We start from the raw sequence: 21,359 nt of genomic DNA, 5'->3' as shown, positions 1-21,359 counted from the left end.
TGCCGACAGCACCTGGGTGCTGTCGACCTTCACCTGAATGTTTATCACCGTGGTTCCGGCTGGCGGCAACAGCGTCAGCGGCCACGGTGCTGCCAACCACGAGAAACCGATGAACGACTTACTCGATGATGAGGTGCTGGCGCTGTTGATGGCAGACGCCGGCATGCAACACCAGGGCATCACTGCCCGCCACCTACCGGCTCCAGCGCCACTGTCATTTGCCCAGCAGCGGTTGTGGTTCGTGCAACAACTGAACCCGCAAAGTGCCGCGTACAATTTGCCACGCGCGATGCGCCTCACCGGCGCTCTGCAACCCCCGCATCTGGAAGCGGCGCTGAACAAAGTCATCGAACGCCATGATGTGTTACGCAGCAGGATTGTTGAAATCGACGGTGTGGCGATGCAGGTGGTCGACGAGCACGCGACACTGACACTCGCCGTCGAAGATCTGCACTATCTGAGCGCCCAGGCGCGTGAAGCGCAGATTGCCGAGCGCATCGCCAGCGACGCCGGCATGCCCTTTGACCTGACACTGGCGCCGCTGATGCGCGCGACGCTGCTACAGACTGGCGAAGACGAAAACCTGTTGTTGCTGAACATGCACCACATTGCGTCGGATGCCTGGTCCAACGCGATTCTGCTGCACGATCTGATGCAAGCGTATGCGCAGGTCGGGGCGGGAGATCCATCGCCCTTGCGCCGACCGGCCATTCAATACGCCGACTACGCCCACTGGCAACGCGACGAATACCTTAACAGCCCGGCGTGCGCCGCCAGCGCCGGCTATTGGCGCAACTACCTCGGCCAGGTCCTGCCGCCGCTGGACCTGGCGACTGATTTCCCTCGTCAGGAACATCATCGCCACCCGGCCGGCAAATACGCCTTCAGTCTGCCTGTCGAGTTGACCCAGAAACTCAACCGCTTCTGCCAACACGGCGGGCTGACACCGTTTGTGGTGGCGCTCGGTGCCTGGCAACTGCTATTGAGCCGCTACAGCAACCAGTACGACTTTACGGTCGGCGTGCCGAATGCCAGCCGCAATCGCAGCGAAACCCAGGAGCTGGTGGGCTTTTTTGTCAGCGCCCAGGTTTATCGCGTCAGGATAGATCCGTTGCTGTCGTGCAAGGACTTCCTGCAGCGCCTGCGCGGTGAAACCCTGGCCGCACTGGATCATGCCGACTACCCATTGGAGCTGAGCTTCGATGACTTGCAGTTGCAGACCAACCGGCAGAGCAATCCGCTGTTCCAAGTGTTGTTCAACTGGCGTACCGAAGCACCTGGCGAGGAACCGCTGAAGCTGGGTGACCTGACAGTCGACTTTGTGCAGACGGGCACGACCCAGGCCAAATTCGACTTGTCGCTGGACGTCGGTTACGCCCTTGACGGCATCGACGCCAGTCTCGAGTACAGTCGCGATTTGTACACCCCTGCCACGATCGAGCGCCTCGCCGGTCATTGGCAAAATCTGTTGCACGCCATCGTTGAAGATTCCAGTGTCGCGCTCAGTGAGCTGGCGCTTCTGAGCCCCGAAGACAACCGCGTCCAACGCGTGCAATGGAACCCGCCCGCCTCGGCCTTGCCCGCCGAAGGCGTGCACCAGTTGTTCGAGCGCCAGGCACAGGCCACACCGAACGCGCCTGCGCTGATCGTTGAAGATCTGCAATTGAGCTATGCGCAGCTGAACCGCGCGGCCAATCAGTTGGCAGCCACCTTGATCGAATGCAACGTTGGCCCCGAAGTACGGGTGGGCATCGCGGTTGAACGTTCGGCGCACATGATCATCAGCTTGCTGGCAGTGCTCAAGGCGGGCGGCGTCTATGTGCCACTCGACCCTGACTACCCGCAGGAGCGCCTGACCTGGATGATCGAAGGCAGCGGCCTGAGCGTCCTGCTGACGCAGCGCTCGCTGCTTGAACGCCTGCCATCAGTGTCGTCGGTGAACGTGGTTTGCGTCGATGACATCGACTCTCACGATGACCGTCACACCAACAATCCGTCATGCCGTACCTTCGGCAGCAATCTGGCGTATGTAATGTTCACCTCAGGTTCCACCGGTCGCCCGAAAGGTGTCGGTATCACCCACGCGGCGCTGGCCCGGCATGCACAAGTCGGCCTGGAATTCCTCGGGCTGACGCCTGCCGATCGCGTGTTGCAATATGGCACCTTCAATTTCGACGCGTTCGTCGACCAGCTCTACCCGGCCTTGATCTGTGGTGCCTCGGTAGTGCTGCGCGGGCAGGAAATCTGGGACAGTCAAACGTGGTACGAACAACTGCTGGACAAGAAATTCAGCGTCAGCGAACTGACCACCACGTACTGGAACATGCTGGCCAAGGACTTTGCCGCAGCGGGCCCACGGGATTACGCGACACTGCGCCAGGTCGTCGTCGGCGGTGAAGCGATGCCGCCAGAGGCCGTTGCCGCGTGGGGCGCAGCCGGGCTTGGGCATGTGCGCCTGCTCAATGTTTACGGGCCGACAGAGGCCACGGTCGACTCGACCATGCTCGATTGCAGCGACTACGCCGCTGGACGCGTGGCGTTGCCGAAAACCATGCCGATTGGCCGGCCGCTGGCCGGGCGCGCAGTTTATCTGCTCGACAGCGGCGGTCAGTTAGCCCCCGTCGGTACCGTGGGTGAACTGATGATTGCCGGCGACCTGCTCGCGCGTGGTTACTTCAATCAGCCGCAGCTGAGCGCCGAACGCTTCATTCCGGATCCGTTCAGTGCCAGTGGCGGACGCCTCTATCGCACTGGCGATCTGGCGCGCTACAACGCTGACGGCGTGATCGAATACGTCGGCCGCCTCGACCATCAGGTAAAAATTCGCGGCTTCCGCATTGAGCTCGGAGAAATCGAGTCGTGCCTGCTGCAGTTGCCTGCCGTGCGTGAAGCCGTGGTCGTCGCCCGAGAAACGGTGACCGGCACACAGTTGATCGCTTACGTGGTGCCCCACGCCGGCGTGGTTTCGGACGAACAGCAACAGCAGGCATTGCGCCAGACCCTAAAGGCCGAACTCGGCAGCCGCTTGCCTAACTACATGGTGCCTGGCCATCTGATGGTGCTGACGGCCATGCCGCTGAGTCCGAATGGCAAACTGGACCGCAAGGCGTTGCCATTGCCCGATTTCAATCAGCCACACGCCGTGTTTCGCGCACCGCAGACACCGCTGGAAACAGCACTGGCCGAGCTCTGGCAAGAAGTGCTGCACGTCGAACGCGTGAGCCTCGACGATAACTTTTTTGAGCTGGGCGGGCATTCGATTCTGGCCATTCAGTTCATTGGCGCATTGAATACGCGTCTGGGGATCAAACTGGCCTTGCAGCAAATGCTCGCGCACCCGACGGTGGAAGTATTGGCGCGGTTCATCGCCATGGAGCATCAACAGCAAGTGCAATGCGTGGTCGAACTCACGGCCGCGACCTCTTCCGCGCCGCCTCTGTTCTGCCTGCACCCGAGCGGCGGCATCGTCTTCTGTTATCAGCCGCTGGCCAAGCGTTTGAGCCGCCACACACGCACCTTCGGCATCATGCATAAAGGTTTCGCCGACAAGGATGCCAGCACCCAGACCTGGGCCGAGATGATTGCCGAATACACCGAGCAGATTGTCGCCAGACACCCCGAAGGTCCTTATCGCCTGATGGGTTGGTCGCTGGGCGGCGCGATTGCCATGGACGTCGCCGCCGCGCTGGAGCACCAAGGCAAGCAGGTGACATTCCTGGGGCTGGTCGACACCACCCTGCCGGAAAATATCTTTCCTGCTGATCTGCCACGCAAACCACGGGAAGAAGACAACCCCGATTACTTCAGCGCGGACAACGAACTATCGGTGGCCGTGGAAATGTTCAGCCTGATGTTCGCTCATCTCGAGGAGCCGGCGGCACGCTTCATCGCCGCGAATCCAGCGACTGATCTCAAGGCCTTTTATCAGTGGGCCAGCCAGCAGGCTGCCACTGACGAACAGGAGATGATCAAGACCCTGGAGGCCATCAAGCAGGAAATCATGAATGCCCAGGCGTTCGACATTCATGAACGACTGGTGAAGAGCTTTGACGCCTTTTCGCTGCCGCTGCTCGCCGTCAAGGCCAGTTGCTGGTGGTCGCTGTCGCACAAGACCCTGGAGCAAGTGCTGCACTCCGAACAGGTCCTGCGCCAACACACTGTTGGCGGTCAGTTGCAAGGCTCGGTTCACTCGCTATTGCCGCACCGCAGCATGATCTACGGCGAATCCCTGCTGGACTCCTTCGAAACCGTACTCCTTGAGTGTGAGGCGGCGCACGCCTGACCCCTCACCCGCAGCCAACGAAAAACGCAGAAGCCATGGCTTCTGCGTTTTTTTATGTCCGCCGTTTTGTTGTGTCGTGGTGTCGACGAGAAAATCCGCGCAAAAAAACGGCCCACGCTCTTCTTCAAGAAGCGTGGGCCGGTTCGGCAGTGCGTCAGTGCATCAGAACTGCGGGGTGTACTTCACGGAGAACATCACGTTGCGTGGGTCACCGAAGTTGTTGTTACCGCTGAGCTGGTTGTAGGCAGAGGTAATGTAGCTCTTGTCGAACAGGTTGTTGGCATTGACTGCCAGACCGATCTCAGGCGTCAGCTGGTAGGCGACACGTGCGTTCCACACGGTGTAACCCGCCACCTCGTAAGTGCCTTCGTAACCCAGGGTGTGGTTTTGCGTGGTAAAGCCCAGACCCGTGCTCAAACGGTTCAAGTCACCGGTGAACTGGTAGTTGCCCCACACGCGCAACATGTGTTTCGGCGTCCAGGTGCTGAAGGTACGGCCTTCCATGTCCGGGTCATCGAGGTACTTGGTGGTGTTGTAGGTGTAACCGGCGAACAGCTGCAGGTTGTCTGTTACAGCACCACTGATTTCGGCATCCAGCCCTTGGCTGCGCACTTTGCCCGCAGCAGTCGAGCAGTACCAGCCATCACATTCCATGCCCCCGGAAATATCGTCGACGGCACGGTTTTCCTGGTCGTAACGGAACAGGGCCAGGGAGGTGTTGACCCGACCGTCCATCAGCTCACCCTTGAGGCCGATTTCGTAGTTGCTGCCGATGATCGGCTTGAGCATCGAACCACCGGCATCGCGCACGGTCTGCGGCTGGAACACGTCGGTGTAGCTGGCGTACACCGCCCATTCGCGGCTCAGGTCGTAGACGATACCGGCGTAAGGGGTAACTTCACCGGTTTCGGTCAAGGTGCTTGGTTCATCCGTAACGATCGTGCTGTTCAGAGCCGTCTGAGTCTTGGATTTGTAGCTGTAGTCATACCAGCTGACGCGCGAGCCCAGCACCAGCGTCAGGTCATCGACCGGTTTGACCCGCCAGGTGCCATACAGACCTTTCTGACGGATATCGTACTTGCTGTTGATGCCACGGCCACCCGGTGTGTTGAGCAGGCTGTCGTAGCTGATGTCCGGACGGTTGTTGTTGACGTTGAAGATCGTGTCGGTCGCGCTGTTGTTGAACGTACGACCGAGCTGATCATCCGTCTCCAGCTGGGAGTAGTTGCCACCCAGCATGACTTCCTGCTGCATCGACAACGCTTCGAACTTGCCGGTCAGGTTCATGTCCAGACCGACTTTGGTGGAGTCGAAATCGGTCACGAAGTCGGCATATTGCAGACCGCTGCCATCAGCCTTGAGACCGGCGCCGGAGCTTTGCAGGCGCTGGCTTTTCGAGGTGTTGGTTTCGGTCATTTGCACCGCACCGACCTTGAACGCCCAGTCCTCGTTGAAGCGATGTTCGAGGTCCGCATAGAGGGTGGTGACGTCGATTTGCGAGTGGTTCCATTTGGCACCACCGTAGGTCGAACGTCCGATGTTCGGCATCGAGCCGTCGGCGTAACGTGGCAAGCCACGAATCATCGGGCGCGACTCGGCTTCAGTGCGGCTGACCGCCAGACCCAGCGTGGTGTCTTCACTCAGATCGAAGTCCATCGAGCCGTACAGCGAATGGGTTTTGCTCCACTCGCTATCGATGAAGGAGTTGCTCTGGTCTTCGTCGACGACGAGGCGACCACGGATATTGCCGGCCTGGTTCAGCGGGCCACCCGCGTCCAGTTGCAGACCATAGTGGTCCCACGAACCGGCCTTGCCGGTGATGGTCACGGTCGGTGCCGCCTGACCGCGCTTGCGTACCAGGTTGATGGCGCCGCCCGGGCTGCCGGTGCCCTGCAGCAGGCCCGAGGCACCGCGCAGGATTTCCAGACGGTCGAAGAAGATCAGGTCCTGGGTCGCCCAGTTGCCCAGCGAATAGGTGTTGCGTGGAATCGGTACGCCGTCATATTGCCAATCGTCGATCTGGAAACCGCGCGAGGAGATGATCAGGCCCTTGCCGACGCCTTGCAGGCCGACGATACCGGTGGTCTGGTTCAGTGCATCTTTGAGGTCGACCAGATCCTGGTCGTCCATCTGCTTGCGGGTCATCACCGTGACCGACTGCGGAATCTCCTTGAGGGTGTGGGTGCCCTTGCCGATCGTGACGGCATTGGAGGTGTACGAGTTGCTGCCTTCGGTCGTCGCGCCGATCTGTTGTGCGCTGATGTTGGTCGCGCCCAGCTCCAGGCCTTGGGTGTTGCTGCCACGCACCAGCATCAGCGTGTTGCCCTCGACGTTGTAGCGCACGTCGGTGCCCCTGAGCAATTCGGCGATGGCCGCCTGCGGGCTCATCTTGCCGCTGACCGCGTGGCTCTTGAGCCCGGCCATGTCGTCAGCGTTGTAGATCACTTGCTGGTTGGTCTGCTGACCAAACGCCTGCAGCGCCTGTGGCAACGATTGCGCCGGAATATTGATGCTGACGTCTTCAGCCATCACCTGAGCGCTGAGAGGCAATACACAGACCAGCCCCAGACCGGTCAACACGCGGCGTGAACGCAGGCCGCGGGACATGACGAGTGCCTTGAACAAAGGTTTCAACTCATGAATTGCTGACATCGTGCTCTCTATTATTGGTAGAAGTGAAAGTCCATTGGGCCGACGGGCCCGCCGCTGTCTGCACACGTGAACCGCACACTGTCGCTGGCCCTGCGAGCGACCTGGCAATGCGTGGCGATCTGCCCCTCCCCGGGCTCGATCATCTGGCTGGACATCGGCGAAATATTTTCTGCTGAACAAACCGGTGCATTGGCGGCCCTGCCTGACACGATTTGCCCACATACCCTAGTAAGACGCAGCACCTCCAAAAAACCGGAATGAGTTTATTTATCATTAACGCAAAAAGTTAAAAAAAAGGCCGACGCTGTTGGGCGACGGCCTTTTGTTTCTTTCTGTGTCAGCTGGTTTGCGCAGCCTTGGCGGCCTGCAACTGTCGCGCCTGCTCAGCCAGACGCGCCTTTTCCTCGGGTCTCATCGCCTCCATGCGCAGGCGTACCTGAGCCATTTTTTCCAACTGCCCCGGGCTGCTTTCCACCGCCCGCAACGCCAGCGCCAACGACGCCACGGTCGGATGATCGAAAACCAGTCCCGGATGGATTTCGCATTGCAGCAACTTGCGAATACCGGCCACCAGTTTGATCACCAACAACGAATGACCTCCGGCCGCGAAAAAGTCGCGTTCAATGCTCAAGCGTTCAAGCCCCAGCAGCTGCGCCATGCGCACGGCGAGCAATTGCTCAAGTGCATCACGCGGCGCAACGCCTTCGTCATCCGCTGCCGTAGCGGCCAATTGTTGCAGCGCCTTGCGATCAATCTTGCCGTTGGCCAGCCGTGGAAAACGCTCGATCAGTTGCAGGTGCTGCGGCACCATCACGGCGGGCAGACGTGCACTCAGTTCGGCACGTGCGGTGTCGAGCTGCCCCGCGCTTGCCCCCGGTTGCGCCACGATAAACGCCAGCAGGCCCTGTTCAGCCGACGCGGCAGGCAGCACCAGCGCTTCAGCAACCGCTGGCAGGCGCAGCAGTTCGGCTTCGATTTCCGCAAGTTCGATACGGAATCCGCGCACCTTGACCTGCTGATCGCGCCGACCATGCAACTGGATCGCCCCGTCAGCGCGGTAACGCGCCAGATCTCCACTGCGATACAGACGCTGCGCAGGATCGAATGGACTCTGCACGAACGTCTGCGCATCAGCCTCGGCATTCAGATAACCACGGCACAATTGCGCACCGCCCAGGTACAACTCGCCCAGCACACCGACGGGGGCCAGACGCAAATCAGCGTCCAGCACATACACCTGATTGTTGCCCAGCACATGGCTCAGCGCCGAGCAATCGCTGGCCGTGCCGTCCAGTGTCAGTGGATGAATCATCACGCCGACGGTGGCTTCGGTCGGGCCATAGTGGTTGAACACCCGGCAATCACTGCGCAGCCGTGCAATGCGTTCGATCAGCGTCGGCGCAACCGGCTCGCCGCCCAGTACCAGCGTGTGCGGCAAGGTTGCCTGCTGATGGTCGAGCAACGCCGCAAGGTGCGACGGGACGATTTTCAGACAGTCGATCTGATGCTGCTGCAGGTACTCGGCGAACAAGGCACCGTCCTGCATCTGCGCATCGCTGGCAACGTGCAGGGTTGCCCCATTGAACAGCGCACCGAACAACGCCGTGTTGCCCAGATCCGCCGCGACAGTGGAGCTGAAGCCGATGTTTTTGCATTGTTGCAGACCCAGCGCCTGACTGGCCTGAGCGACGTAATTGAGCAACTGCCGATGCTCGATCACCACACCTTTCGGCACACCGGTAGAACCGGAGGTAAACAGCACATAAGCGATGTCGGTACCTTGCGTCGCAAGCACCGGCAACGGCGCGTCCGGCGCGTCGAGTTGTGCCAGCGTCAGGGCTTTGTGCGGCTGGTCCTGCCAGGCCGTCAGGTGTGTTGCATCGGTCAACAACAGCGCGGCGCCGGCCTGTTCCAGCATCAACGCCTGACGCGCCTGCGGCCATTGCACATCCAGCGGCAGATACGCGCACCCGAGGCGCCAGCTCGCCAACATTGCGATCACCAGATCCGCCGAGCGTGGCAACGCCAGCGCAATGATCGAGCCTGCGCTGACACCTTGATTGTTCAGGCCCTGGGCGGCACTTTCGACGCGGGCTTGCAACTGGCCGTAGCTCAATGGCTGCCCAGCATCGGTCAAGGCGATGGCATCCGGCGTACGCAGCGCCAGATCAGCGATGCGCTGTGGCAGATAACGCTGGTCGGCCAGCATCTGTATCGCCGGATTGATCGCCAGCAAGTGCTGTTCGGCGGCGCGGCTGAGCAGGTTGAGTTGCGCCAGTGCGGTGTGCGGCGCATCGACAATCGCGCTCAACAGCACGCCGAACTGTTCCAGTACGGCGTTGGCTGCCGCTGGCGAATAGCGCGAAGCGGCGTATTGCAGACCAACACCGGCAAGACGCTGGTTTTCGTCCAGTTGCATTTGCAACAACAACTCGAAAGCATCCGGTTGCACCCGCACGGTGTCAGCCGCGTTCCAGCGCAGGCCGCCGCTGCTCGCGGCAACGCCGATCTGGCCAAGGCTGAATCCGTAGGCCGGACGTGCTGCGTCGGGCGCCAGTTCCGGCGTCCAGTATTCCTGCCAGGTGCGATGCTCTTCGAGGCGCGCGGCCAACTGCCCCAGCCAGTCACTGAAGCGTGCACTGCCAGGCAGTTCAAGCGACAGCGGCAAGGTTTTCTCGAACACGCCCAAGGCGTTGGCGAAATATTCATAGTCGGCACGGCTGTCATGCCGCAGACCGACCAGTGCCTGATCGAGCCCGCTCAAACGCCCCAGCAACACCCACCACGCGCCTTGCAGCAACGTGGCGACCGGCTGACCGAGCTGCTCGGCCAAGGCATGCAGAGCATCACGCTGCGCCGACTGCAGATTCAGCGATACGCAGGTATCGGCGGCACTCGCTTCGAGGCCGGCGCTGCGAGCGGCCAGCCATGGCGAAGCGATGTCCGTCTGCACGCCGTGCAGGTGCTGCTGCCAGTAGCTACGCGCGGCGGCAGCGTCTTCATCGAGCACCACTTCACTGCGCCATTCCAGATACTGGGCGAACTCCCCCGACTCTTCGTCTTCGGCTGGCTGAACCCCGGCGTACGCTTGCTGCACTTGCTCCAGCACAAGGTTCAACGATGGCGTGTCAGCACTGTAGCGAGCAATGCCCAGCTCCAGCTGCCATTGCTGGGGCGCCAGGCGATACAGCACGGCCTGGACACTGGCCGATTCGCCGATGACAAAGGCGCGCTCCAGCGATTCGCTGATTTGCGCCTGAACGTCCTCGGCGCGCTGCTCGCCGGCATGGATCGTCAGCGGGAAGCGTCCGCTGTCGGCCGCAGCCTGACGCAAACCGTGGAAACCGCTGACCTTGTCCAGCCGCGCCAACAGCATCGGCTGTTGTGTCAGCACGATATCGAACGCGGCCTGCAAACGTTGCGGATCAAGATCACCGTCAATGACAACGCTGAGCCAGCGCAAGGCCTCGCCACAGGTGACGGTGTTCGACAGGCGCTCAAGCAGCGCCTGTTGCTCAGGCGTCAGGGCGAAACCCGGATCCTGCTCGTCCTTCATGACTTCGCTCATGCGCCGCTTTCCTCGGTGTTCAATGCCGCCCGGGCGTTGCTTGCCAAGTGCTCCAGGCTGCTGTGGTCGTACATGTCACCCATGGCGACGACAATCTTGCGCGGGCCCTCAAACGGATCACGGGCATGCGCCACCAGCATGTTGTCGAGCAGAATGGCGTCGCCTTTCTGCCAGTCGAATCGCACGGCGCACTCTTCATACAGCTCACCGATGCGTTGCATCACTTCGTCTTCAATCGGCGTACCGTCGCCGTAGTAAACGTGACGCGGCATGCGCTCGGCGCCGAACATCGACAACAGGTCTTCACGCACATCCGGCTCCAGCCAGTAGATGTGGTGCAACTGCACCTGGTTGAAGAACGACTTGGCGCCGGTGATCGGGTGACGAATGATCGCCGGTCCCGGTGTGCGGGTTTGCAGTTCGTTGTTGTCGAGCCAGCGCCACTCGATACCGCCAGCGCGGCAGCGGGCTTCAACTTCGGCACGGTCTTCGGTCTTGAAGAAGTGCTGCCACGACACGTCGAGGTTGTCGGTGAAGGTGCGCACATACAGCAAGCCTTTGGACTCGAACTTGTCACGCAGGTCTGCCGGCAGTTTTTCGTACATCAAGCGGCAGTCCACCACCGGCGTCGCACCGCCGACCGGCGCCGCTTGCTCGCAATAGAACATCTGCTTGCGCGGCCAGCGATCCTGGTGCGAGCTCTCGTTGTGGAACAGGATCATCTTGCGTTCCGGGTACGGCGTGGAGCGGTAAGTGTTCTTGCCGCCCTCCTTCTTCGGCAGATCGCCGTATTGACCGTAGAGGCCTGGCTGGATCGCTTCGGCGAACGCTTCAAAACCCTGAATGCCGTCGAGTTCGAAACCGCGAAAGAGAATGCCGGCGTGGGTCGCCAGTTTCTCTTCGATCAGCGGCCGGTTGTGCTTGATCCACTCGATCAAATCCAGCTGCGGCTCGTTCGGTTCCATCAACAGCGGGAACGGCTGCGGCGCTGCGATTAGCGATTCGCGGATCGGCGCGGGGCGAACCTTGGCCACCGGGGCGGCGCCACGCTTGAGGAACTTGCCCAGTTTGTCGGCCTTGGGTCCGGGGGCAGCGGGTTTGGCGGCCATTGCTAAATTGTCGACTGGCATGCTGATAGCTCCCAATTGAATGTCCTGATCAGCGACGATCTGTTCCAACAGGGCTATCCAGGCCTGCACCAGGTACTGAATGCGCTCGTGTCCGAACAAGGTTGTGGCGAATTGCCAATTACCCAGCAATTGCCCTTCTTCTTCGTCAACGAACAATGCCATGTCGAATTTAGAATGGCTCTGCAGCGCCGCCAGCGGCTCGACGCTCAGACCGCCCATGGATTGGCTGCGGCCCGGCAGGTTGTTCATCACGAACAACACCTGCACCAACGGGTTCATGCCCTTGTGGCGCGGCACGCCGCAGGATTCGACGATCATGTCCAGCGGCAGGTCCTGATGCTCCAGCGCGCCGAGCAGGGTGTCCTGAGTTCGCGCCAGGAATGTCGAGAACGCCGTGTCTGCCGAGAAGCGTGAACGCAGCGGCAAGACGTTGACGAAGAAGCCGATCAGCCGCTCCAGCTGCGCCTGCTCTCGCCCGGCAACGTCGGCGCCGACCAGTACGTCGTCGCCGCCGCTGATTTGATGCAACAACACCTGGAAAGACGCCAGCAGCGTGCTGTAGAGGGTCACGCCCGCATCACTGGCAACCTTGCGCAAGGCCTGGCTCAAATCCTTCGGCAGATGGAACTGCACGGCATCACCGTCGTACGACGCCACTGGCCCGCGCGGGGTGTCCAGCGGCAGGTTGAGCTGCCCGCTGTAGCCACTGAGTACATCTCTCCAGTAATCGGCCTGCTGGCCGAGAATCCCTTGGCGTTCCAGTTCCTGCTGCCACAGGGCAAAGTCGGAATATTGCACTTCCAGCGCCGGCAACGGCGTGGTGTCACCGGCCTTGCTCAACTCATGGATCTGCACCAGTTCGTTGACCAATACGCCCATCGACCAACCGTCAGAAATGATGTGATGCATGGAGAACAGCAGCACATGCTCGGTCGGTGACAGATGCAGGATGCGCCCGCGCCACAATGGCGCCTGCTCCAGATCGATCGGCGTTCGCGCGTTATCCAGCGCTGCCTGCGCGACCTGTTCTTCCTGGGTACTGCGCGACAGACCGGACAAATCGAGCAACGGGAAGTCGACATCGACCGTCTCGGCAATCAGCGCAATCGGATCACCTTCGTCATCCTGCGAGTAGGCCGTTCGCAACACCTCATGACGGCGCACCACTTCGGCAAAACTGCTGATGAAACGCTCGACCGACAATTCGCCACGCAAGCGCAGGGCCAGGGGCATGCCGTAGGCCGAACTGCCGCCGGACAATTGCTCGGCCACCCACAAACGCCGTTGCACCAGCGACAGCGGCGCTGTCGATTTGCTGCCCCAGGCCTTCAACGGCAACGCGTGGCTGGCCGAACCGTCGATGATCGGCGACTGCTCCCGGGCCATCCATGTCGCCAGATCCTTGAGGCGCGGATAGTTGAACAGATCGCGCAGACTCAACGTCCCCGTGGTCAGCTGGCGCAAACGGGAGACCGCCTGCGTGGCCAGCAGCGAGTGCCCGCCCAACTCGAAGAAATGATCCTCGCGACCCACCTGATCGAGTTCCAGCACGTTCTGCCAGATCGCCGCGATCTGCTGTTCCAGCTCACCCACCGGCGCCACGAAGTCTCCCGAAGAGACAAAGGCATCGACGCTCGGCAAGGCCTTGCGGTTGAGTTTTCCATTCGCAGTCAACGGCAGTTGCGCCAGCATCAACAGGTGCGCCGGAATCATGTGATCGGGCAGGTTTTCCTTGAGTTCTGTCCGTACGCGGTCACGCCACAGGGCTTGTTCGGCCGGGCTGGCGTCGAGCAATGCGGCATCGTCCGGGACCAGCCAGGCGACCAGTTGCTGACCGCTCGGGCCCGGCTGCGCCAGCACGACAACCTGGCGCACGGCAGTTTGCTCGAGCAGTTGCGCTTCGATCTCGCCGAGCTCGATACGGAAGCCGCGAATCTTCACTTGGTGGTCGATCCGCCCGACGTATTCGATGACACCATCGGTGCGATAACGCGCCAGGTCTCCGGTGCGGTACAGACGACCGCCATCAGCGGCGAACGGATCGGGAATAAAGCGCAACGTGGTCAGGTCAGGACGGTTCAGATAGCCCCGCGCCAGCCCGGCGCGACCGACATACAACTCACCGGTGCAGCCCTTGGCGACCGGGTTCAGATCGCCATCGAGCAAGTACCACGACAGATCCGGAATCGGCTCGCCGATCGGGCTGCTGGCGTCACGTTGCAAATCAGCCTGCGAGATCGGCCGGTAGGTCACATGCACCGTGGTTTCGGTGATGCCGTACATATTGATCAATTGCGGCGCCTGGTCGCCAAAACGCTCGAACCATGGGCGCAGGCTTCTGACCTCCAGCGCCTCGCCACCGAACACCACGTAACGCAACGACAGAGTCTGCGCCGCCTGTTCCGGCGCGCACGCCACCGCCATCAGTTGCTTGAACGCCGACGGCGTCTGGTTGAGCACGGTGACGCCTTCACGGCTCAGCAAGGTGAAGAAATCTTCCGGCGAGCGGCTGACGTCGTAAGGCACCACCACCAGTTTGCCGCCGTACAGCAACGCACCGAAGATTTCCCATACCGAGAAGTCGAACGCGTAGGAATGGAACAGGCTCCAGACATCCTGCGCGCCGAAATCGAACCACGCATCGGTGGCTTTGAACAGACGCAATACGTTGTGATGAGCCAGCAACGTGCCTTTGGGCTGACCGGTCGAACCCGAGGTGTAAATCACATACGCGAGGTTATCCGGGCTCATGCGTACCTGTGGATTACGCTCGCTATAGCCTTGAAGACGCGCTGGGTCCTGATCGAGCATCAGGCAGTGCACCGAGTCCGGCACCGGCAAGCGGCCAAGCAGATGACGCTGGGTCAGCAGCAGGCCAATGCCGCTGTCAGCGATCATGTAGGCCAGGCGATCTTCCGGGTAGGTCGGATCCAGCGGCACATACGCGCCGCCGGCCTTGAGAATGGCCAGCAACCCGACGAGCATGTCCAGGTTGCGCTCCACCGCCAGCCCGACGCGCACGTCCGGCCCGACGCCATTGGCAATCAACTGGTGAGCCATTTGGTTGGCGCGACGGTTGAGCTCGCCGTAGCTCAGGGTCTGCCCGGCACAAGTCACGGCAATCGCTTGCGGGGCGCGCTCGGCTTGCGCTTCGATCAGTTGATGCAGGCACGCTTCGCTCGGGAAGTCGGCCACGGCCGGGTTCCAGTCACGCAGCATGTGTTGCTCGTCAGCCGCACCCAGCATGTTCCAGTCGCCCAGACACCTTTCGGCATTGGCGCTCATGCCGCTCAAGAGCTGTTGCAACTGCGTCGCCAGATTGACCACGGTGTCGGCAGCAAAACTGGCGTGCTGATAGCTGAAATGCACGCTCAGTTGCTGATCCAGATTGACCATCAACGTCAATGCATAGTTGGTCTGCTCATAACGATCAACTTCGCCAAAGCGCAGATCCGCCGATTCGGCTTGCTGCAAGGCCTCGGCAATCGGGTAGTTCTCGAACACCAGAATGTTGTCGAACAACGCCTCACCGCTCTGCCCCGCCCAACGCTGGATGTCGAACAGCGGTGTGTGCTCCTGCTCGCGCAGCAACAGATTCTGTGCCTGCACCTGTTGCAACCATTGCGCCAGTGGCTGTTCGGCACGCGGGCTGGCGATGATCGGCAGCGTATTGATGAACAGACCGATCTGCCCTTCGACACCGCTCAACTGCGCCGGTCGCCCGGAAACCGTGGCACCGAACGCGACGGTGTCCTGCCCGGTGTAGCGTTGCAACAGCAGCAACCACGCGGCTTGTACCAGCGTGTTGACCGTGACTTTTTGCGCACGGGCAAAGCGGTTGAGCTCCGCCGTCACAGCGCTGTCCAGCGTCAGCAGGTACTCACCCTGACCGGCGCCTGTCGCGTCAGCAACGTGCGGCACGGCATCGGCCAGATACGTCGGTGCTTCGAAGTCGGCCAGTTGGCCCTTCCAGAAGTGTTCGGTGACCTGTGCATCCTGTTGCGCCAGCCACTCGATGTAGTCGCGGTAGCGACCCGCCCCCATCACTGGCGCCTGGCCGTGATAGCGCTGCAGAACTTCGCCAAGCAACTGCGAGTTGCTCCAGCCATCCATCAGAATGTGGTGCGACGTGTAAATCAGGTGATAGCGCTCAGCCGCGACCTGCACCACCACCAACCTCAGCAGTGGCGCGGCGTGCAGATCGAAACCTTGCAGACGTTGCGCACGTTCCAGTTCACGCAGCGCCTGAGGGAGATCGCTGCGATCACGCCAGTCAAGCACGCTGAACGGCACCTGCAAGCCTTTGTGCACGACTTGCAGCGGCCGTTGCAGACCACCCTCCCAGACGAAACCGCTGCGCAGCACGTCATGGCTGTCCATCGCGGCTTGCCAGGCGTCGCGGAAACGCTCGACCTGCAGGCCATCAACCGCCACGCACATCTGATTGATGTAATCGCCCGACTGTTGCTCGTACAGGGTGTGGAACAGCATGCCCTGCTGCATCGGCGACAACGGATAAATGTCCTCGACCTGGCGCGGCACGACCGGCAAGCCATCGAGCTGTACCTGACTCAGGCCGGCCAACGGGAAGTCCGACGGCGTCAGCCCCTCGACACCCGGCGTCAGGCAATGGCGAATCAACACGGCCAACTCTGCGGCGTACTCCTCGGCCAATGCTTCGATCACCGCGCTGTCGAAACGCTCGGTGCTGAACGTCCAGCCCACGCGCAACTCCCCGCCATACACCTGACCGTTGAGGGTCAGCCAATTGCCCAGCGGCGCCTCTTCGCTCTGATCGAGGCCGGCGTTGTCCGGCGAAGGCACAAACAGCGCACCGTCATCGCTAGCGAAACTGCCGTCGAACTGGCCGAGGTAGTTGAAGGTGATGCGCGGGCTCGGCAAGGCACGCAGACTGGCTTGCGCCTGAGCATCGCCGAGGTGACGCAGTGCACCGAAGCCAATGCCTTTGTCGGGGATCGAGCGCAGTTGTTCCTTGATCTGTTTGATCGAATCCTGCGCCGTCGCGGCCGGTGTCAGGCGCACCGGAAACAGGCTGGTGAACCAGCCGACGGTACGGGTCAGGTCGACCCCGTCGAACAGCTCTTCACGACCATGGCCTTCGAGCTGGATCAGCGTCGACGCCTGCCCGCTCCAACGGCCAATGACCCGTGCCAACGCAGTCAGCAGCAAGTCGTTGACCTGGGTGCGATAGGCCGCCGGGGCTTCTTGCAGCAATTGGCGGGTCAATTCGGTGCCGAGACGGGTCTGCACGGTATGTGCCAGTCGATTTTGCTGGCCGGCGTCGACACGCTTGCACGGCAGATCGGTGCTGACATCACTCAGGCAGGCCTGCCAGTAAGCCAGTTCTTGCTGCAATGCCGCGCTGTTGGCGTAGCGCTGCAGGTGCTCGCTCCAGTCCTTGAAGGCACTGGTTTTCGACGGCAGCTTCAGTGGCTGACCATCGAGCAATTGCTGATAAGCGTTTTGCAGGTCTTCCAGCAGAATCCGCCACGACACACCATCCACCACCAGGTGATGAATCACCAACTGCAAACGTTGCGTGCCATCGGCCAGATTCGCCACAGTCGCACGCAGCAACGGTCCGTTTTGCAGATCGAGGCTGCGCTGGGCGCGGTTGCCCAGGGCTTCAAGGCCGGCGGCATCGACGACGTCTTCCTGCCACAGCAGGCTTTGCGATTGATCTTCAACCGCGCGGTGCTCGGCTTGCCATACACCGTTGTGCTGAATGAAGCTCAAGCGCAAGGCGTCGTGATGAGCGACCAGCGCACGCAGCACTTGTTCGACTTTGTCCGCATGCAGCGGCTGACGCGGCGTCAGCAGCACCGACTGGTTCCAGTGGTGACGCTCAGGGATTTCGTCTGCAAAGAACTGCTGTTGAATCGGCAGCAACAGCGCCGGCCCGGTCACGGCGTGTTGATCGATGCGCGACTCATCGTCGCCCCACTGCGCGACCAGTGCCAGACGCTGCACGGTCTGGTGCTGGAACAGATCCTTGGGGTTCAGGCGAATCCCGGCCTGACGCGCACGGCTGACCACCTGAATCGAGATGATCGAGTCGCCGCCCAGTTCGAAGAAGTTATCGTTGAGCCCCACTTGCGGCAGCTTCAACACCTCTTGCCAGATCGCGGCCAGGCGTTGTTCCAGTTCGCTTTGCGGCGCCTGATAAGCCTGCTGCGCCTGACTGCCATCCGGGGACGGCAAGGCGCTGCGGTTGAGTTTACCGTTGGCGGTCAATGGCAATTGCGCCAGCAACAACAGGTGCGCCGGGATCATGTGATCCGGCAGGTTTTCCTTGAGCTCGGCACGCACGCTGTCGCGCCACTGCGCCTGTTCAGCAGGGCTCGCCTCGAGTAACCCCGCATCGCTCGGCACCAGATACGCAACCAATTGCTGACCGCTCAGGCCCGGTTGCGCCAGCACCACGGCCTGACGCACGGCGGCTTGTTCGAGCAATTGCGCTTCAATCTCGCCCAACTCGATACGGAAGCCGCGAATCTTCACCTGATGGTCGATCCGCCCGATGTACTCGATCACACCATCGGCGCGGTAGCGCGCCAGGTCACCGGTGCGGTACAGGCGACCGCCATCAGTGGCGAACGGATCGGGAATGAAGCGCAACGACGTCAGATCGGCACGATTCAGATAGCCGCGCGCCAGACCGGCGCGACCGACGTACAGCTCACCGATGCAACCCTTGGCCACCGGGTTCAGGTCGCCGTCGAGCAAGTACCACGACAGATCCGGGATCGGCTCGCCGATCGGACTGCTGGCGTCACGCTGCAAATCAGCCAACGAGATTGGCCGGTAGGTCACGTGCACGGTGGTTTCAGTGATGCCGTACATGTTGATCAGTTGCGGCGTTTGATCGCCGAAACGCTCGAACCACGGCCGCAGGCTTTTCACCTCCAGCGCCTCACCGCCGAACACCACATGCCGCAATGCCAGGGACTGCGCCGAGTGCTCCGGGGCGCAGGCCACTTGCATCAATTGCTTGAACGCCGACGGCGTCTGATTGAGCACAGTGATGCCTTCGCGGCCGAGCAAGGCGAAGAAATCTTCCGGCGAGCGGCTGACCTCGTAAGGCACCACCACCAGTTTTCCGCCGTATAGCAGCGCACCAAAAATCTCCCACACGGAGAAGTCGAACGCGTACGAATGGAACAGGCTCCAGACATCCTGTGCGCCGAAATCGAACCACGCAGCGGTGGCTTCGAACAGGCGCAGCACATTGCGGTGCGCGAGCAGCGTGCCCTTGGGCTGACCGGTCGAACCCGAGGTGTAGATCACATAGGCCAGGTTGTCGGCGCTCATGCTCACAGACGGATTGCTGTCGCTGTAGCCTTCGAGGTCTTCGCGATCCTGATCGAGCATCAGGCTGCGCACCGAATCAGGTATCGGCAGGCGCGCGAGCAAATGGCTTTGGGTCAACAACAGTCCAATGCCGCTGTCGCCGATCATGTAGCTCAGGCGTTCTTCCGGGTAGCTCGGGTCCAGCGGCACATAAGCGCCGCCGGCCTTGAGGATCGCCAACAGGCCAACCAGCATGTCGAGGCTGCGCTCGACCGCCAGACCGACGCGCACGTCCGGGCCGACACCGCTGTCGATCAGCTTGTGCGACAGTTGGTTGGCGCGGCTGTTGAGTTCACCGTAGCTCAGCGATTGCTCGGCGTAAGTCACGGCTATCGCTTGCGGTGCTCGCGCCGCCTGCCCTTCGATCAAGTGATGCAGGCATTGTTCGCTGTGGAAATCGACCACCGCCGGGTTCCACTGCAACAACGTTGCTTCTCGCTCGGCCAGATCCTGCAACGGCAGTTCGGCAATACGCTGCCCGCAATCAGCAACGACGGCTTGCAACAGGTTGCTCCAGTGGCGGGCGAAACGCGCCATGGTTTCGGCGTCGAACAGATCGGTGGCGTAAGTCAGCTCGGCCCAGACATTATCGGCCGACTCAAAGGTGTCCAGCGTCAGATCGAACTGCGCGGTGTGCGAGACCCAGCTCAAGCCTTCGATGGCGATATTCGGCAGACGTGTCGCGCCCTGCGCCTGGCGAGTCTGGCTCTGATGGTTGTGCAACACCTGGAACAACGGGCTGTGGCTCAGGCTGCGCTCCGGTTGCAGTGCATCGACCAATTGCTCGAACGGCAGATCCTGGTGAGCCTGGGCGCCGAGCACAGTGTTTTTCACTTGCTGCAACAGGCTGCGGAACGTCTGTTGGCTGTCGAATTCGGCCTTGAGCACCTGCGTGTTGACGAAGAAGCCGATCAGGCCTTCGGTCTCGACGCGGTTGCGGTTGGCCACGGGCACGCCGACGCGGATGTCAGCCTGACCGCTGTAACGGTGCAAAACGGTCTGGAACGACGCCAGCAACAACGCAAACAAGGTGACGTTTTCACGCTGCGCCAGTTCTTTGAGGCCTGCCGCCAGTTCAGCGCTCAACGCAATGTCCTGACGGGCGCCGCGATAGCTTTGCTCGGCCGGACGCGGACGGTCCGTCGGCAGTTCCAGCAGCGGCTGGTCGCCGTCACCCAACTGCGCCGTCCAGTAATTCAATTGCCGCTCACGCTCGCCGGCGTCCATCCACTGCCGCTGCCACACCGCGTAATCGGCATATTGCACCGGCAGCGCGGGCAACGCCGCCGCCCGACCCTGGCTATGCGCGGCATACAGGGCGACCAGTTCGTCGACCATGATGCTCATCGACCAGCCATCGGCAACGATGTGGTGCAAGGTGATGATCAGCGCATGGTCATCAGCGGCCAGGCGCAACAGTTTGACCCGCAGCAACGGGCCCTGCTGCAGGTTGAACAGGTGCAGGGTTTCTTCAGCCACCAGCGCCTGCAATGCAGACTCATCGACATTGCCGATATCCTGCACCTGCAGATCCAGCGTCGCCTCGGCCTGAATCACTTGCAGTGTCTGGCCCTGTTCTTCAACGAAGCAGGTGCGCAGGGATTCATGACGCGCGATCAAGCCATCGAAGCTGCGTTGCAACGCCGGCAAATCCAGCTCGCCGCGCAGACGCAGCGCGGCCGGGACGTGATAGGCGGTGCTGGTCGGTTCCAGTTGCCAGAGAAACCATTGGCGTTCCTGCGCATACGAAAGCGCCAGCGGTTGCAGGCGTGGCAACGCGACAATCGGCGGTTGCTGCTGCGCCTGCTCGACGCCCAGTGCCGCAACGAAATCGATCAGCGTGCTGTGTTCGAACAAGGTGCGCAGCGGCACTTGTACGTTGAGAGCCTGACGCACCCGCGAGACCACTTGCGTGACCAGCAACGAATGACCACCCAGTTCGAAGAAGTTGTCGCTCAGGCCAACCTGCTCAAGTTTGAGCACCGCTTGCCAGATCTCGGCAACCGTGTGCTGGGTAGCGGTTTGCGGGGCGACATAGGTCGACTGCAACTGGCTGGCGTCCGGGGCGGGCAAGGCTTTGCGGTCGACTTTGCCGTTGGGGGTCAGCGGCAATTGCGCAAGGAACAGCAAGTGCGCGGGCACCATGTACTCCGGCAACTCGGCCTTGAGGCTGGCCTTGAGTGCAGCACGCAAATCGGCTTGCGGGACATCGCTGGCGGATGGCACAACGTAGCCCACCAGTTGCGGGCCGGTCGGGCCGTCCTGCGCGACCACAACGGTTTCGCGCACGCTGTCCAGTGCGAGCAAACGCGCTTCAATCTCGCCAAGCTCGATGCGGAAACCGCGAATTTTCACC

At 61.4% G+C, this 21,359-nt stretch carries 4 protein-coding genes (1 of these 4 cut by a window edge); 1 reads left to right on the top strand and 3 read right to left on the bottom strand.

Going from position 1 to position 21,359, the window contains the following annotated elements; translation table 11 throughout:
* Positions 1–37 precede the first annotated feature (37 nt).
* Positions 38–4,282 (top strand): amino acid adenylation domain-containing protein, encoded by a 4,245-nt coding sequence (locus F8N44_RS15940; protein WP_150650974.1) that lies wholly within the window; start codon positions 38–40, stop codon positions 4,280–4,282.
* A gap of 162 nt (positions 4,283–4,444) precedes the next feature.
* Here F8N44_RS15940 and F8N44_RS15935 read toward each other — a convergent pair whose 3' ends face one another.
* From F8N44_RS15935 to F8N44_RS15925, 3 genes are all read right to left on the bottom strand, one after another.
* Positions 4,445–6,934 (bottom strand): TonB-dependent siderophore receptor, encoded by a 2,490-nt coding sequence (locus tag F8N44_RS15935; protein ID WP_150650973.1) that lies wholly within the window; start codon positions 6,932–6,934, stop codon positions 4,445–4,447.
* A gap of 337 nt (positions 6,935–7,271) precedes the next feature.
* Positions 7,272–10,502: a non-ribosomal peptide synthetase gene (locus tag F8N44_RS15930; RefSeq protein ID WP_150650972.1), complete on the bottom strand. Its 3,231-nt coding sequence runs from the start codon at positions 10,500–10,502 to the stop codon at positions 7,272–7,274.
* Positions 10,499–21,359, bottom strand: partial view of a non-ribosomal peptide synthase/polyketide synthase gene (locus F8N44_RS15925; RefSeq protein ID WP_150650971.1) — the 3' portion only. 2,732 nt of this gene lie beyond the right edge of the window; only the last 10,861 of its 13,593 coding nucleotides appear in the window; its start codon lies beyond the right edge, outside the window; the stop codon is at positions 10,499–10,501. Before F8N44_RS15925 ends, F8N44_RS15930 begins: the two co-directional genes overlap by 4 nt.

It is taken from the genome of Pseudomonas fluorescens (assembly GCF_902497745.1).
In the GTDB taxonomy this organism is placed as follows: domain Bacteria; phylum Pseudomonadota; class Gammaproteobacteria; order Pseudomonadales; family Pseudomonadaceae; genus Aquipseudomonas; species Aquipseudomonas fluorescens_BM.
Note: the sequence above shows the minus strand (reverse complement) of the source record. Positions and strands in the feature narration are given on the sequence as shown.

Coding starts and splice junctions, on each gene's coding strand:
- F8N44_RS15940 (WP_150650974.1), top strand. CDS start 38: ATGTTTATCACCGTGGTTCCGGCTGGCGGCAACAGCGTCAGCGGCCAC.
- F8N44_RS15935 (WP_150650973.1), bottom strand. CDS start 6,934: ATGTCAGCAATTCATGAGTTGAAACCTTTGTTCAAGGCACTCGTCATG.
- F8N44_RS15930 (WP_150650972.1), bottom strand. CDS start 10,502: ATGAGCGAAGTCATGAAGGACGAGCAGGATCCGGGTTTCGCCCTGACG.